The organism is Pseudarthrobacter sp. fls2-241-R2A-168, assembly GCF_030209335.1.
In the GTDB taxonomy this organism is placed as follows: domain Bacteria; phylum Actinomycetota; class Actinomycetes; order Actinomycetales; family Micrococcaceae; genus Arthrobacter.
The window spans coordinates 129,371-144,358 of the sequence record NZ_JARVSG010000003.1; the positions used below are offsets into that span (position 1 = coordinate 129,371).

A 14,988-nucleotide genomic window follows, 5' to 3' on the forward strand; every position below is an offset into this window, starting at 1 on the left:
CCATTCTCACGGGAGGACGAGGGACTGGGCCGTTCAGCTTCCACTGTTGCAGCGGCGTGGCCAATGCTGGCCCAGGTGAGGGCATTCGAAAGCCTTGGCGTCTTATTCACTTTCACCGCGCATGTTTTGGGGAAGGCGACGTGGTCCAAATCTCGATTGGCACAACCCGTCGAATTCGCTTCCGAATCGCAGTGAACATCCGAAACATTCCCGCCGACACTCGTGCCCTTTAGGGTATGGAGCTGGTGCAAACTCCGTGATGGTGCCATGCGCTGGATGTGGACCGGCGGTATCGGCTCCAATCGATTTGAGCGGCTACTCTTTTTGGCCCCACAGGGCGAATCGATGACGATACCGTCCCAGGCCCGGCCAAGCTTTGGGTTCTGGAGCAGCTCCGTCGCTCCCTGTTGTGCTCCCGCTGGAAAGATGACTCAAGATCGGTGAGCCGCGCTCTTCCGCTGATTCCGCGACTCAAGTGGTTTCACTTCACAGGTTGCTGCCGCAGCTCGTCAGGCTACCGGTGAGAACCAATTGGGTTCCGTGTTTCACGTGAAACAGCAGACGCGAAGCCCAGCGCGACCAGCCGTGCTCGGGAGTGATCAGAACTGTGGGCGGAACTCAGCGTTTTCCCCTGTATCCGCAAAGCTCATCCAAAGCAGTGGGCCGCGCCGTGCGGGTGTGCAGCCATAAAAGCACCCCATTCTGCCTGCGCCACAGCAGCGCACGCCTTGGGAATAAAAGAGTGGCCACTGCCCTCACGAGCAATGGCCACACTCTATGGTTGCTGGTCCCCCAGCAAGCGTTTTTTGCTAGGACAGTACGTCCGCGAATTCCTTCTCAAAGAACTGCTTCGGCTTGGCACCGATAACCGTGCTCTTCACTTCGCCGCCTTGGAACAGGTAGACGGCAGGAATGGACGTGATTCCGTATTCGGCTGCGATAGCGGGGTTGTCGTCAACGTTCAGCTTCACGACATCAACCTTCTCGCTGTACTCAACGGAGATTTCGTCGAGGATAGGCCCGAGCTTGCGGCAGGGACCGCACCATTCCGCCCAAAAATCAACGATGACCGGCTTGTCAGAGGACAGGACATCCGTGCCGAAACTTGCGTCTGTTACATCTTTTGCATTGCTCATAATCTGTCTCTCTCTTCGATAGCGTTTACGGACTTAGGCGTACAGGTCTGCGAGGTAGTGCTCCACGTCAATGGCGGCTACACAGCCCGAACCCGATGCGGTGATGGCTTGGCGGTAGGTGGGGTCCACAACGTCGCCTGCAGCAAAGACACCCGGCAGGCTCGTCCTGGAACTCCTTCCCTGGACAGCGATGGTGCCCTCGGGCGTCAACTCCAGAACGTCCTTCACCAGGTCAGTACGGGGGTCGTTACCAATAGCCACGAAAACACCCGTGACCGCAAGATCTGAAACTGAACCGTCAATAAGGTTCTTCAACTTCAGGCCGGTGACTTTGCTTTCGCCGATGACATCCTCAACGGTGCTGTTCCAGATGAAGTTGATCTTCTCGTGCGCCAGTGCCCTGTCGGCCATGATCTTGGATGCCTTGAGCGAATCACGACGGTGAACAACCGTTACCGATTTAGCGAACTTGGTAAGGAACAGCGCTTCTTCCATGGCTGAGTCTCCCCCACCGATGACAGCAATGTCCTGGTCCTTGAAGAAGAAACCGTCACAGGTTGCACACCAGCTAACACCGTGTCCGGACAGCCGCTTCTCATTCGGAAGGCCAAGCTCACGGTAGGCGGAGCCGGTGGAGAGAATCACTGCCTTGGCCTGGAAAGTTTCCCCCGTGGCGATGGTGACCTGCTTGATCGGTCCTTCCAGTTGGAGCGACGTGACGTCTTCGAACTGGATCTCCGTGCCGAAGCGTGCTGCCTGCTTCTCAAAGTTCTCCATCAGGTCTGGTCCCATGATGCCATCCGGGAAGCCCGGGTAGTTCTCCACATCGGTGGTGTTCATCAGTTCACCGCCGGCGGTGACAGACCCTGCCAGCAAAAGGGGCCTCAGGTTGGCCCGGGCAGTGTAGACAGCTGCCGTGTAACCAGCGGGGCCGGAGCCGACGATGATGACATCACGTACATCCGACGTGGTGTTTTCTGCGATGGTCACTGAACGGTGAACCTCTTCCTTATTAGACGCGCCCCGCCTTGGAGGCCGGCCACATGGCACAACTGATACTGCTGGCTGATTATTCCGGCGCCCAACACGATGGATTTGCGGCAGGCAGCAACAAGCCAGCTCCGTGAGGCGCTCTTTCCAGATTACCGTCTCGCGGCAAAAGGAAAGTGCCGCAGCCCGATGACCATGGACTGCGGCACTTCCATCAGATAACTAAGAGAGAGACCCTTCCGGGTGGACCCGCCCTTACTGGACCTTGATCTCGGCGAGCCGGAGGCCGTATCCATAACGTGTCTTCGGAGCCGCCAACCGGGGCAGCGAATTGATCGACACGATCACATACTGCGCCTGAACCGGTTCTGCCAGGGGGATGTTCAGGTCCGTGGACGTGAAGCTGTTCGTGCCAACAGCCTTGGCCCCGTCGATCGAGGGCCGGTCGTTGGTGTACAGGGTGATGTTTCCACCGGAGCCGCCGAGCTGCGAAAGCGTGATCGACGAGACGGTGGCAGGGCTCTTCAGCTTCACAACGAGCGGAACACCCTCGGGTGCGAGTCCGCCCCAGTTCTCAGTGGCAAATTCCATGTCCGACCAGTAGCTGGCGGCGTTGCCGTCATAAGCCTTCACCAAATCGCGGTCGAACGTGGCGGCGAAGTCGAAGTTACCCTGGCGGGTGACTCCTTCAATGGCCGGTGGGACAGCAGGCGGTGCAGAGGTAGGTGCCTGGGTTGCGGTGGCGTTCGCAGAGGGAGCGCTGGTGTTGGTGCTGGCCGCCGTCGGCTTGGCCTGTGGCTGTGCAGAAAAGAGGCTGCCAAGGTTGGTTACGGCAAACACCAGCCCGGCGATCAGGACCACTGCGAGGAGCCCGCCCACCAGCCACCGCATGGAGCGCGGTTCACGTTCCGGGGCATCGCGGTCGTCGCCGTCATCATAATCATCTTGATCGGAGTACGAAGCGCCTGCAGCGGCACCTGCAGCAGCGGCCGGAGCGGCGGACCGTGCAAAGACCGGAGACTTCTTTTTGGCAGGCCGCGGCTCTTCTTCTGCCTGGGCATCTTCGTACAGGTCCTGGTCATCGACGTTCGCGTAGTCGTCCTCGGACCACAGCGAGACCTTCGGCTTCCCGGGACCGGACGGGGAGACGGATGACTCATCCCGGTCTGAAGGGCCCGACGGGAAGCTGGCGGTGGCCGGCTCCTCGGACTGAACCGCTGGCCTGGTGGCCGGACCCGAAACGCCCGGTGAAACGGCACCGGCAGCCGCGCCAGCCGCCGCACCAGCAGCAGCCCCACCCAACGCAGACGAACCGGAGGGCTTGCGTCCAGCGGCGGGTGCCGCCGCAGGCCGTGCCGGCGGCTTGGGCGGCACTACGGGCGCTGCAGGGTAAGGATCAACCTGGCTGCGATGTCCGTCCGAGTAATTGATGTAGCCGGCGTCGACGTTTTCTTCGTCATCATAGGGCTCGGGTTCGCGGGACCGGGGCTGCCCAAAAATCTCGCTCCCCAAGGTGTCCGTGAAGAACGGTTCCACATAGGGAGGGTTGGAGGCCACCACGAGGTCCAGCAGGTCCGCAGCGGACGTGTGGTTGGTGATGAGGTACGTGGCCGCAGCTGTGACGCCGAGGTCCAAGACCTGGACTGTGCCGGGGCGCTCCCCGGTGGCAACCTCCCGGGCGCTTTGGGCCACCTGCTCTGTGTTGTCGGGTCCGGCAACCAGGATGCTGACCGGACGGTTCAGTACCTGGTCCACACCATCCAGCACCAGATCGTGGTCGTGCGAGGCCAATACGGTGGCTGTGACCTTGTAACGGCCGCCCAGTACTGATCCCACATCGATCGGGTTGGACACGTGTTCCTCCTAGACTGTCCGGTATTGCCGGCTCGGTTGACGCAACCACCGTTCAGGGACCGGCGCGAGGCCGGCCCTTGAATGCAACTACCCCTGTTCCCTTCCGATCCTAGCCGATTGAGCCCAGCCCACCGTGGACAAAGGCAGCGGCGAACGGCCCGAATATCACTTCTTGCGCGGCCGCCGCGGCCTGAAATGCGGGTTCTCGCCGGGCTTGCCCTGGAAGGTCCGCCGGCCGGGCAGCGGGATTTGCTCACTCAGCAGGCCACCCCGTGCAGTACTGGGCTGTTCCTCTCCGGGGAGATAGCCGCCGTCGTCCTGGCGCCTGCCGCCCTCCGCAGGCGGCTGTGCGGCCGCCTCGCGCCGCGGAGCGGGGCCGGCGCGGAAGGAAACGGCGTCGAACTCGCCGGAAATCCGGGGAATGAGGCCTGTGTCCACAGAGGTGGTGGCGCGCTCTGGCGCCTGCGGCTGGCGATCGCCGGAGGAACCACCGGAGGAACCACCGGAGGGACCACCTGAGGAAGAGCCCGACGGCGGCGCGTCGTCTTCCGCTGAAGGGGCAGCCGGCCCCCCGCGCCCCAGCCGTCCCATCAGCGGCCGGAGCAGGTCCCGCAGTTCCGATACCCGGAACAACCTGAGCAGGAAGAAGTAGGCCACCAGCATGACGGGGCCCGCCACAACTACGGTGATGAGCGCCGTGATCCGGTTCTGCCAGGCAAAACCGTCCGGGTTGTAGCTGCCCAGGAGCCAGAGCGCGCCCGCACCTGCAATGGCGGAACCGAGGGCTGCGTAGCCCATGCGGATGTAGGAGTTGGCGATCCGCGCACCGTCCAGGTGGCCCAGGAGCCGGCGCAGGAAGTACGCGCTGATCACCACCGAGAGGATATTGCCCACCATATAGAGGACCGCGATGGCATAGATGATCTGGTTGACGGGCAGGAACTGGATGGCAAACGCCCCGGCCACGTACACAACGGCCAGCAGCAGCTGGATGTAGAAGGGTGTCCGGGCGTCCTCGTTGGCATAGAACACGCGGGACATCATGAAGTTTGCGCTCATAAACGGCGTGCTGAGCGCGAGGATAGTTAACGTCTGGGCCAGCATCACGCCGTCCTGGCGGATGCCGCCAGAGAAGAACATGCCCAGCGGTCCGGCCAGGGCAAACAGGGCAAGGGCTCCGAACACCGTGGCCACGGCCATGGTCCGCAGGCCGTGTGAGAGGGCGTCACGCAGTTCAGCCCGGTTGCCGTCCTGCGATGCGCGGGTCATCCGGTTGAACAGGACTGTGGCCAGGGACAGGGCAATGATGGAGTGCGGCAGCAGGTACAGCTGGCTGGCCACCTCAAGGACGGCGTTGCCCGGAAGCATCTCCGCAGCGGGGTCGCCCGCCTCCTTCAGCCGGAGGCGTTCGGCACCGGGGATGGTGGCGATGCGCATGACGTACAGGAAGGCGAGCTGCCCGACGGCGGCCGTCAGCAGCGTCCAGACGCTCAGCTTGGCTGCCTTGCCCAGTCCCACACCACGCCAGCCGAAGCGTGGACGGAGGCCCAGCTTCAGCCGGATCACTGGAATCATCAGGATGGCGGTCTGTGACACCACGCCGATGGTGGAGAAACCGGCAACAAACAGGGTTTGGGTGGGCCCCCAGTTGTCCAGGGTGTGCGCATTGATTTCGTTGGCGCCGAAGATCCAGATGAACATGCCCAGCCCGGCGATGGCCACCACGTTATTAAGGATGGGCGCCCACATGGCCGGCCCGAACGCACCATTGGCATTCAGGACCTGGGTGAGGAGGGCATACAGTCCGTAAAAGAAGATCTGCGGCAGGCACCAGAAAGCAAACGTTACCGCCAGCGCTTTCTGCTGCGGCGAGTACCCCTGGGTGGTGAGCTCAATAACCCCGGGCGCTGCCAGGGTCACCAGGGCGGTCAGCCCCAGCAGGAGCAGGACAGCCAGCGTCAGCAGGCGGCTGATGTAATCCGCTCCCCTGTCCGGGGCCTTGCTTGCCTTGATGATCTGCGGCACCAGCACGGCATTGAACACGCCGCCGGCCACCAGCAGGAAAATCAGGTTGGGCAGGTTGTTGGCATTGATGAAGGTGTCGTTGACCGTCGATCCCAGGCCCAGGGCCGTGCCCAGCATCCAGGTCTTGCCGAAGCCCAGGAAACGGGACACCAGGGTGCCCGCGGCCATGATGGCACTGGAACGGGTTTCGCTGGGGCCTGCAGGAGCTGGCTGGGCAACGTCCGGGGCGGCCGGCTCAGGCGGAACGCCGTCGGGCGCCGCGTCGTCGGGCCGGCTGGACCTGTCGGAAGGAAAATTGGAAGCTGACATCGAGTTCATCGTCTCACCCGCAGCAGCCCATCGCCGCACGGCAGTCGCCGCGGTGCGCCCCTAAAGGTGTTCGGGAAGGACTTCCCGGGCGAGGTCGGCGATCCGGCGTTCATTGGGGAAGGACAGCTTGCGGGCAAGTTCCTGGATGGGAACCCACGCCACGTCCACCGCTTCCTGGTCCGGATCGTTTTCGATGGTTAGTTCGCCGCCCGTGGCGCGCAGGAGGTAGTGGTGGACCGTTTTGTGGACACGGTGGCCGCTGACCGTGAACCAGTAGTCAATGCTTCCCAGCGGTGCGAGGATGTCGCCTTCAATGCCGGTTTCCTCGGCAATCTCCCGGACGGCGGCCTGCTCGTTGTTTTCCTTGCCTTCGGGATGCCCCTTGGGCAGGCACCATTCCAAACGGCCGCCGCGATTGAGGCGGGCGATAATCGCCACCCTCAGTTCGGCGTCGGACGTATCCACCACCACGCCGCCGGCGGAGACTTCCTCCACCGTGGGCAGCGAGGCCGGCGCCGAATGCGGGGCAGGCGCAACGTGCGCACCGATTGCCGACGGCAACGGTGCGTTTGTCCTCCTGCCTGGAGCGCTCGGTACTGGATGGGCCATGGAGTCCACTCTAACGACTGTTGCCCGTCCGTGATGACCGGAACATGACATCAACATGGACGGCATATGACGCGCTTTGCCGGGGGCGGACGGAATCAGCAGGATCTTGACAGTATTTTGGCCTGCGGTGCCGCTGGTTTCTGACAAGCTTAAGTAACTATGGCGCACGCACATCACAAGACTGAATCCCACACCGTCGATTTCCAGGTGGACCCGGTGGTCCTGGAGCTCGGCCAGCGCTTCGTGGACGCCGGCCATGAACTGTCGCTGGTGGGCGGTCCCGTGCGTGACCTTTTCCTGGGCAGGACCTCCCCCGACCTGGACTTCACCACAGACGCCACGCCGGACCAGACGGTATCCCTTATCAAGAAGTGGGCGGACAACTACTGGGAGATCGGGCGCGCCTTCGGGACCATCGGCATGCGCAAGGCCGGATTCCAGATCGAGATCACCACCTACCGGGCGGAGGCGTACGATCCTGAATCCCGCAAACCCGTGGTGGCCTTCGGCTCATCGTTGACCGACGACCTGCTCCGGCGCGACTTCACCATCAACGCCATGGCCCTCAAATTGCCGTCGCTGGAACTAGTGGACCCGTTCGGTGGGGTCAAGCACCTGCATGCCTCCATCCTGGCCACCCCCGGCGCCCCTGAAGCGTCCTTTTCCGACGACCCGCTGCGGATGATGCGCGCGGCCCGGTTCGCGTCGCAGCTGGGCGTCTCCGTCCATGACGACGTCCGGCAGGCCATGACCCAAATGGCCGAGCGGATCACCATCATCTCCGCGGAGCGCGTCCGGGACGAGCTGGTCAAGCTCATCTGCGGCGCCCGCCCCCGCGTAGGTATCGACCTGCTGGTGGACACAGGGCTGGCGGAATTCGTGCTGCCCGAGGTTTCGGCCCTGCGGCTCGAATCCGATGAACACCACCGGCACAAGGACGTCTACCAGCACTCGCTGCAGGTTTTGGAGCAGGCAGCGGAGCTCGAAACCGACGCTGACGGTCCCGTGCCCGGGCCGGATTTTGTGCTGCGTTTCGCAGCGTTGATGCACGACGTCGGCAAGCCGGCCACGCGGCGCTTCGAACCGGGCGGCGCGGTAAGCTTCCGCCACCACGACATGGTGGGTGCCAAGCTCACCACCAAACGGATGAAGGCGCTCCGCTTCGACAACGACTCCATCAAGGCAGTCGCCCGCCTGGTGGAACTCCACATGCGGTTCTACGGCTATGGGGACGCCGGCTGGAGCGATTCCGCAGTCCGCCGCTACGTCACTGACGCCGGGCCGCTGCTTGAGCGGCTGCACCGGCTGACCCGATCCGACGTCACCACGCGGAACCAGCGGAAGGCCGAGCGCCTGGCGTTCGCCTACGACGACCTCGAGGCCCGGATCGCGGCACTGCGGGAACAGGAATCGCTGGAGGCCGTCCGGCCGGACCTTGACGGTGCCCGCATCATGGCGTTGCTGGACCTCAAACCGGGTCCGGTGGTGGGCCGGGCCTACAAGTTCCTGCTCAACGAGCGGATGGAACACGGACCGCTGCCTGCCGCGGAAGCGGAGGCCAGGCTCCTTCGCTGGTGGGCCGAACAGCCTGAATCAGCACCTGCCGCAACCGGGGATGGAACCTCTCCCGCCGGCGTCGCCCTTTCCCCTAAGGAGTCCAAGTGACCAACCCTGCCATTGCCCCCCGCCCCCAGCTCTGGATCCTCCGCCACGGCGAGACCGAGTGGTCCAAGAGCGGGCAGTACACGGGACTCACTGACCTGCCCCTCACCGTGGAAGGCGAACAGCAGGCGGTGGAAGCCCGGAAGGTGCTGGACCCCGTCGATTTCGACCTGGTGCTGACATCACCGTTGCGGCGCGCCCGGCGGACTGCCGAACTCGCAGGCTTTCCCGACGCCCAGCACGAACCGCTTGCGGTGGAATGGAACTACGGGGACTACGAAGGAATCAGCTCGGACCTGATCCGCAAGGACAACCCGGATTACCTGATCTGGACGCACGGCGTGCCCAACGGCGAGACGCTGGACGAGGTTGCCGCGAGGGCGGACAAAATCATTGGCCGGGTCCTCGAATCGGGAATGGATAATGTGCTGATTGTGGCCCATGGACACTTCTCCCGGATCCTGACAGCCCGTTGGCTTGAACTCCCGCCCGCTGAAGGACGGCACTTTATTCTCGGCACCGCGAAAGTGTGCACCCTTGGCTGGGATAAGCGGACGCCGGCAATTGTGCGTTGGGGCCTTTAGGAACTGTTTCTAAATCTTTTTGATGATTTCCGCGAATTAGGTAGCCGTGCGCACTAATCGTGGTGTAGCTTTATTCCTGACCCCAGAGCCACTTGCCGGGGTCACCGGCGCATGTTGCTGCAGGCGGACGGCCTGGGCAACGGCAGAGCAGAAAAGGAGGTTGGGAAAATGATTACTTTGACTAGCGGATGGAAGATGACCATCACCGCGGCCCCGGCCTCTGATGCTTTTGCGCGCCCGTTTAGGGGTCGCGCCGGCTCCTAGCCTGCGCCCTTTCCGCCGGTACTGAGTCCGGCGGTGACCGGGCGGCTGCGCACCGGCGTCTGTACCTCCTGCGCCCATTGCACGGCGCAAGAGCCTGCCCCCTTTTAGCCGCGCTTTCTGCTGCTTCCTGCAGATATCAGCTGCCTCCTTTTAGCGGCCTTTTTATGCGCTCTAATGACAGCGCATAAACTTCCCTGCCCATTGCACTACATTTCGCTGCCCCAAGTCCGCCTGTATCCGCGGTATGAAGAGGGCTTAATTGCCGCGCCCATTTTGCGGGCCAGCCAATTCGAAAAGGAGGTGACCACAATGATAAAGAAACTTCAACAGTTCCTGCTTCCCCAACGGGGAAAACGCAGCAGCCGCCGGCAATTCAACCGTCCGCTCCTGGAGAAGCAGCGGGAAGACGTATTCGTCCTTCTGCACCAGCACGTGGGTGGCCTGCGCTGACTCTGTGGCCTGTCCCTTTACCTGTCCCCGGGAGAACCGATGAAGCAGGTCCATGCGGTACAGGAGCCCACGCGGCCGCGCGTGGGCTCCTGCCGGTCCCGTTCCCCGTCCCGGGCGGCGGTAAGCTCGAGGGCATGCAGGAGAACCAGCCGCCGGAGCATCGAGGGCGGCCCCGACTGGTAGTTCCCAGCCGCAGCGACATCCTCTTGCGAAACTTCACCGAAGTCATCGGCGGCCCCCTGGGATCACGCTCTGCGCCGGGCATTGTCCGGCCCGGGGTTTTCACTGTTGAACGCGTCCTGGTCCTCCTGACGGTCCTGGCTGCCCTCGCCGGGATCCTGGTCAAGGGTTATTGCCGGGCCAATGGCTGGGAATCCCCCACGCAGTTCTATGCCACCTGCTATTCGGACTTTCCCGAGCTGTTCCGGAACCGGGGTCTGGCAGACGGGACCTTTCCCGTCCTTGGCCCCGGAAGCCTGTTTGAGTATCCCGTCCTGACCGCCCTTATTGCCGGAGTTACGGCTTGGCTGGTCCCCGGGAGCGGAATAACCGATTCGCGCGTCATCGCCTACTTCGATATCAATGCCGCGCTGCTGGCGGCGGTCACCGTGGTGGCGGTCCTGGCGACCGCCCGGATGAGCAGCCGACGGCCGTGGGATGCCGCCATGGTGGCACTGGCCCCGGGAATCGTGCTGGCCGGGACCATCAACTGGGATATGTGGGCCGTGGCCCTGCTCGCCCTTGGCATGTACTTCTTCGCGCGGCAACGGCCCCTGCTTGCCGGCGTCTTCATTGGCCTGGGCGCGGCCACAAAGTTTTACCCGCTGCTGGTGCTTGGCGCCATCCTGCTCCTTGCCCTCCGCACGGGACGGTTCCGTCCCCTGCTCGTGACGGCCGGTGCCGCCGCAGCCGCCTGGGTGGCCGTAAATGTGCCTTTCGCCTTGGCCAACCCTGCGGGCTGGAGCTACTTTTTCCAGTTCAGCGCGGACCGCGATGCCGGCTACAGCTCGCCCTGGTTTGTGTACAACCTGGTTGCGGCCCGGCTGCGATGGACGGAACTCAGCCCGGCCGCCGTCGACCTTCTGTCCCCGGGCCTCTTTCTCTTGTCCTGCGCGGCCATAGCGGCGGTTGCCCTTACTGCCCGGCGCCGGCCCCGGCTGGCCCAGCTGGCCTTCCTGATCGTGGCGGCGTTCATCCTGACCGGCAAGGTCTACTCGCCGCAGTTTGTGGTGTGGCTGGTCCCGCTGCTCGCGCTGGCACGGCCGCGGTGGCAGGAGTTCCTGATCTGGCAGGGCATTGAAGGCCTGCACTGGGCGGCCGTGTGGATGTACCTTGGACAGGTGACCAGCGCAGGCTCATCCCAGCACAACCTGGATATGCCGTACTACGCCCTGGCCGTGGCTGGGCACATGGCCGCGGTGGGATACCTGATGCTGCGCGTGACCTGGGACATCTTCGATCCGGCCTACGATCCCATCCGGCGGCACCACGTTGATGATCCCCACGGCGGCCCCTTCGCGGGCGCGCCCGACTGGTTCCGGCGGGGCCCCGGCGGATCCTCCCGTTCACTCCTCCCATGGAAAGCAGGGTCCAGTGCCTGATGTTGTGGTGGTGGGCGCCGGGCCCAACGGACTGGCAGCGGCAGTGGTGATGGCGCGGGCAGGGTTGTCCGTGGAACTATTCGAAGCCGGCCCAAGCATCGGCGGGGGCACCCGCACCAGCGAGCTGATGCAGCCAGGGCACTTCCATGACATCTGCTCGGCGGTGCATCCGATGGCCGTGGCATCACCGTTCTTCAAGGCCTTCGAACTGTTCCGGCGCGTCAACCTCATCACGCCCGAGCTGTCCTACGCCTCCCCGCTGGACGGCGGACGGGCCGCCCTCGCGTACCGGTCGCTCGATCGGACCGCCGAGGAGTTGGGCCGCGACGGCGGGGCCTACCGGAAGCTGATGGCGCCCCTGGTGCAGCGCATCGACGACGTTATGGACTTCACCCAGAACCAGCTCCTTCGGATCCCGCGCAACCCTTTGGCAGCGGGGATTTTCGGGCTGAGGACCCTGGAGCAGGGATCGCGGTTGTGGAACACCCGGTTCAGGGAAGAACTAGCGCCCGCCCTGCTCGCAGGCGTGGCGGCGCACGCGATCTCCCACCAGCCGTCCCTGGCCGCTTCCGGCGGCGGGTTGATGCTGGGAGCACTGGGACACGCGGGAGGATGGCCTATTCCGGAAGGCGGGTCCGCATCCATAGCTGCGGCCCTGGCCGAGGACCTCGCTGCGCACGGGGGTGCAATCCACACCGATGCACCAATCGACCGGCTTGAGGACCTTCCCCCTGCACGCGCCACTCTCTTGAACGTGGCTCCGCAAGGGCTGTTGAACATGGCGGGCCATGCCCTGCCCACCGGCTACCGTGCGGCCCTGGAATCCTTCAGGTACGGCAACGGTTCCTGCAAGGTGGATTTCATCCTTTCCGGTCCTGTGCCATGGACTGCACCTGAACTGGCCAACGCCGGGACAGTCCACCTCGGCGGGACCCGGGCGGAAGTTGCCCGCTCTGAGAACGAGGTCAGCGCCGGCAAACACCCGGAACGGCCTTATGTGCTGGTGGCCCAACAGTCCCGCTTCGACTCCAGCCGTGCTCCGTCCGGCCGCCACACCCTCTGGGCGTACTGCCACGTGCCCGCCGGCTCAACGAGGGACATGACGGAAACCGTCACCGCCCAGGTGGAACGTTTCGCCCCCGGGTTCCGGGACGTCGTGGTGGAGTCCAGGGCCATCACCGCCGCCGGACTGGCCCAGTACAACCGGAATTACGTGGGCGGGGACTTCAGCGCCGGGAGCATGGACATGCTGAACCTGGTGCAGCGGCCCGTGGTTTCGCCCGTGCCCTGGCGTACACCGTTGCGTGGCATATACCTTTGCTCCTCCTCGACCCCGCCCGGGCCAGGGGTCACGGGCATGCCGGGCTACCACGCGGCCAAACATGCCCTGCAGGACATATTCGCCCTGCCCGTCCCGGCACTCGGCCTGGACGCGGCCTAGGCCCTGCTCCGTTTCGTGCCGCGGGCCATGGCAAGCCCGGGGCAAAAACCGGGAGATAATGGCGCGATGGGGATATCTACAAAACTGTCTTTGGGCATTGCTGCCGTCATTCTTGGAACATCGCTGGTGGCTTGCGATGACGGCAGGGGCGGCGCCGAAGCCGCCGCCACACAACTGGCTACCGCCGTCTCGGGACTCGACGTGGGGGCGGTGCCCTTCGACGGCAAGGACTCCACGGCCGCCAATGACCAGCTGAAGAGCGTTTTCGCCGCCCTCGACCCCTCGAAGCCGGCCGTTGAAGCCGGCGAACTCACGCTTGATGGCGACAACGCCTCAGCCCCGCTGAACTACACCTGGAACTTTGGCGGTGCCGAGTGGAAATACACCGTCTCGGCCAAATTCAAGAAGTCCGGGGACAAATGGCTTACCGTGTGGGACCCTGCCACTTTGGCGCCGGGGCTGGCGGACAGCGAGACCCTGACCAAGGGGTCGCAGTCACCCCAGCGTGCGGACATCCTGGGCGCCGGAGACGTGCCCCTGGTGACGTACCGCCCCGTGGTGAACGTTGGCATCGACAAGCCCCAGCTGGGCGCTGCAGACCCCGCTGATTCCGCCGGCAAGCTCGCCGCCCTCGTGGGCGTGGATCCCGCCGCCTACACCCAGCAGGTGCAGGCCTCCGGCGCCGAGGCCTTTGTCTCCGCGATAACGCTGCGCGACGAAGGCCGCACCATCACCAACGAGCAGATTGCGGCCATTCCCGGAGCCCGTGCCATTCCCGCATCCATGCCGCTGGCTCCGAGCCGCACCTTTGCCCGGGCCGTCCTCGGTTCCGTCGGGGAGGCTACTGCCGAGCAGATCGAAGCATCAAAAGGCGGGCTGACGGCGGGAGACGTGACCGGCATCGGCGGGCTGCAGCAACAGTACGACGAACAACTCAGGGGAACTGACGCCGTCGTAATCCGCGCGCAGCGGGCAGACCTGACCAGGGAACAGATCCAGTCGGCCGCCACGGATCCGCGTCGGGTCCTCTTCGAAGTGAAGCCCACGCCGGGAACGCCGCTGAAGACCACCCTGGACCCAACCCTCCAGTCACTGGCGGAGACCACCCTTGAAGGAGTGAAACCGGCCTCCGCGATTGTGGCTCTCCGGCCGTCCACCGGGGCAGTGCTGGCAGCAGCGTCAGGGCCGGGAAGCAACGGCTACAACACGGCCATGCTGGGCCAGTACGCACCGGGCTCCATCTTCAAAATGGTGGATTCGCTGGCCATGTTCCGGAATGGCCTGACCCCGGATTCGAAGGTTGAATGCACGCCAACATTGACGGTGGACGGGCGGACGTTCAAGAATTCGGAGGGGTACCCGGAGAGTTCGCTGGGGTCGGTGACGCTCCGTGATGCCTTCGCGCACTCCTGCAACACGGCCTTCATCGCCGCGCGGGACAATGTCTCCCAAAGCCAGCTTGAAGCAGCGGCCCTTGCCATGGGCATCGCCGTCGAAGCGCCCACCCTCGGCGCGGACGCCTTCCTGGGCTCCGTCCCCGGCGAGGCCGCCGGCACCGAGCACGCCGCCTCCATGATTGGCCAGGGCAAAGTGCTGCTGTCTCCGTTGGCCGCCGCCATGATGGCCGGCTCGGTGGCCAAGGGCGCTCCGGTTGCCCCGCAGCTTGTCCTGAATCCCGACGCCGGTGCTGCCGCCGAGGGAACCACCAGCGGGTCCTCTGTTCCGCCTGCGCAGCCCTCCGCCACCGCCAGTGCCGAGGCGCCGTCCCAAGCGTCCGGCAACCCCATCACCCCGGAGGAGGCGACGAAGCTGGCAGACATGATGCGCGCCGTCGTGACCTCCGGACATGCCGGCTTCCTCACCAGCGTCCCCGGGGCACCCGTGGGGGCCAAAACCGGCACCGCCGAGTTCGGGAAGGAAAACCCGCCCAAGACCCACGCCTGGATTGTGGCCGTGCACGGCGACCTCGCCGTTGCCGTCTTCGTGGAGGACGGCGGCCTGGGCGCAACCACCTCCGGCCCGCTGCTGCAGAAGTTCCTGACCGCCGCCGGCTAAGGCCAAAA

At 64.4% G+C, this 14,988-nt stretch carries 11 protein-coding genes; 5 read left to right on the forward strand and 6 right to left on the reverse strand.

The genetic code is table 11. From position 1 onward, the window contains the following. Positions 1–809: 809 nt before the first annotated feature. The 5 genes from trxA to QRN11_RS01285 all read right to left on the reverse strand — a co-directional run bounded on the left by trxA (position 810) and on the right by QRN11_RS01285 (position 6,875). On the reverse strand, positions 810–1,136 hold the full coding sequence (gene trxA, locus QRN11_RS01265) for a thioredoxin (RefSeq protein ID WP_091419383.1): 327 nt from the start codon (positions 1,134–1,136) through the stop codon (positions 810–812). 33 nt (positions 1,137–1,169) lie between these two features. Then, positions 1,170–2,126 carry a thioredoxin-disulfide reductase gene (gene trxB / locus QRN11_RS01270; protein ID WP_285249547.1) on the reverse strand — a complete coding sequence of 319 codons (957 nt, stop codon included), beginning with the start codon at positions 2,124–2,126 and terminating at the stop codon, positions 1,170–1,172. Positions 2,127–2,381: 255 nt separating this feature from the next. Beyond that, complete coding sequence (locus QRN11_RS01275) at positions 2,382–3,980, reverse strand: ABC transporter substrate-binding protein (protein ID WP_285249548.1); 1,599 nt, start codon at positions 3,978–3,980, stop codon at positions 2,382–2,384. Positions 3,981–4,145: 165 nt separating this feature from the next. Next, positions 4,146–6,314: a murein biosynthesis integral membrane protein MurJ gene (gene murJ, locus QRN11_RS01280; RefSeq protein ID WP_285249549.1), complete on the reverse strand. Its 2,169-nt coding sequence runs from the start codon at positions 6,312–6,314 to the stop codon at positions 4,146–4,148. A gap of 60 nt (positions 6,315–6,374) precedes the next feature. Beyond that, on the reverse strand, positions 6,375–6,875 hold the full coding sequence (locus tag QRN11_RS01285) for an NUDIX hydrolase (RefSeq protein ID WP_091419389.1): 501 nt from the start codon (positions 6,873–6,875) through the stop codon (positions 6,375–6,377). A gap of 207 nt (positions 6,876–7,082) precedes the next feature. Between QRN11_RS01285 and QRN11_RS01290 the strand changes: the two genes are divergently transcribed. After that, a complete protein-coding gene (locus tag QRN11_RS01290; RefSeq protein WP_285249550.1) occupies positions 7,083–8,588 on the forward strand; it encodes a CCA tRNA nucleotidyltransferase in 1,506 nt (501 codons plus the stop codon). After that, positions 8,585–9,169, forward strand: a complete 585-nt coding sequence (locus tag QRN11_RS01295; protein ID WP_091419393.1) for a histidine phosphatase family protein — start codon at positions 8,585–8,587, stop codon at positions 9,167–9,169. The genes QRN11_RS01290 and QRN11_RS01295 overlap by 4 nt, the downstream gene beginning before the upstream one ends. A 519-nt stretch (positions 9,170–9,688) precedes the next feature. Here QRN11_RS01295 and QRN11_RS01300 read toward each other — a convergent pair. Beyond that, positions 9,689–9,937 carry a hypothetical protein gene (locus QRN11_RS01300; RefSeq protein ID WP_285249551.1) on the reverse strand — a complete coding sequence of 83 codons (249 nt, stop codon included), beginning with the start codon at positions 9,935–9,937 and terminating at the stop codon, positions 9,689–9,691. An 80-nt stretch (positions 9,938–10,017) separates the two neighbouring features. On the opposite strand from QRN11_RS01300, the gene QRN11_RS01305 reads away from it, so the two are divergent. From QRN11_RS01305 to QRN11_RS01315, 3 genes are all read left to right on the forward strand, one after another. Further along, a complete protein-coding gene (locus tag QRN11_RS01305) occupies positions 10,018–11,484 on the forward strand; it encodes a glycosyltransferase family 87 protein (protein WP_285249552.1) in 1,467 nt (488 codons plus the stop codon). Then, a complete protein-coding gene (locus tag QRN11_RS01310) occupies positions 11,477–12,925 on the forward strand; it encodes a phytoene desaturase family protein (protein ID WP_285249553.1) in 1,449 nt (482 codons plus the stop codon). Before QRN11_RS01305 ends, QRN11_RS01310 begins: the two co-directional genes overlap by 8 nt. 66 nt (positions 12,926–12,991) lie before the next feature. Beyond that, positions 12,992–14,980: a penicillin-binding transpeptidase domain-containing protein gene (locus QRN11_RS01315; RefSeq protein ID WP_285249554.1), complete on the forward strand. Its 1,989-nt coding sequence runs from the start codon at positions 12,992–12,994 to the stop codon at positions 14,978–14,980. Positions 14,981–14,988: the final 8 nt, after the last annotated feature.

Coding starts and splice junctions, on each gene's coding strand:
- trxA (WP_091419383.1), bottom strand. CDS start 1,136: ATGAGCAATGCAAAAGATGTAACAGACGCAAGTTTCGGCACGGATGTC.
- murJ (WP_285249549.1), bottom strand. CDS start 6,314: ATGTCAGCTTCCAATTTTCCTTCCGACAGGTCCAGCCGGCCCGACGAC.
- QRN11_RS01290 (WP_285249550.1), top strand. CDS start 7,083: ATGGCGCACGCACATCACAAGACTGAATCCCACACCGTCGATTTCCAG.
- QRN11_RS01300 (WP_285249551.1), bottom strand. CDS start 9,937: ATGGACCTGCTTCATCGGTTCTCCCGGGGACAGGTAAAGGGACAGGCC.
- QRN11_RS01305 (WP_285249552.1), top strand. CDS start 10,018: ATGCAGGAGAACCAGCCGCCGGAGCATCGAGGGCGGCCCCGACTGGTA.
- QRN11_RS01315 (WP_285249554.1), top strand. CDS start 12,992: ATGGGGATATCTACAAAACTGTCTTTGGGCATTGCTGCCGTCATTCTT.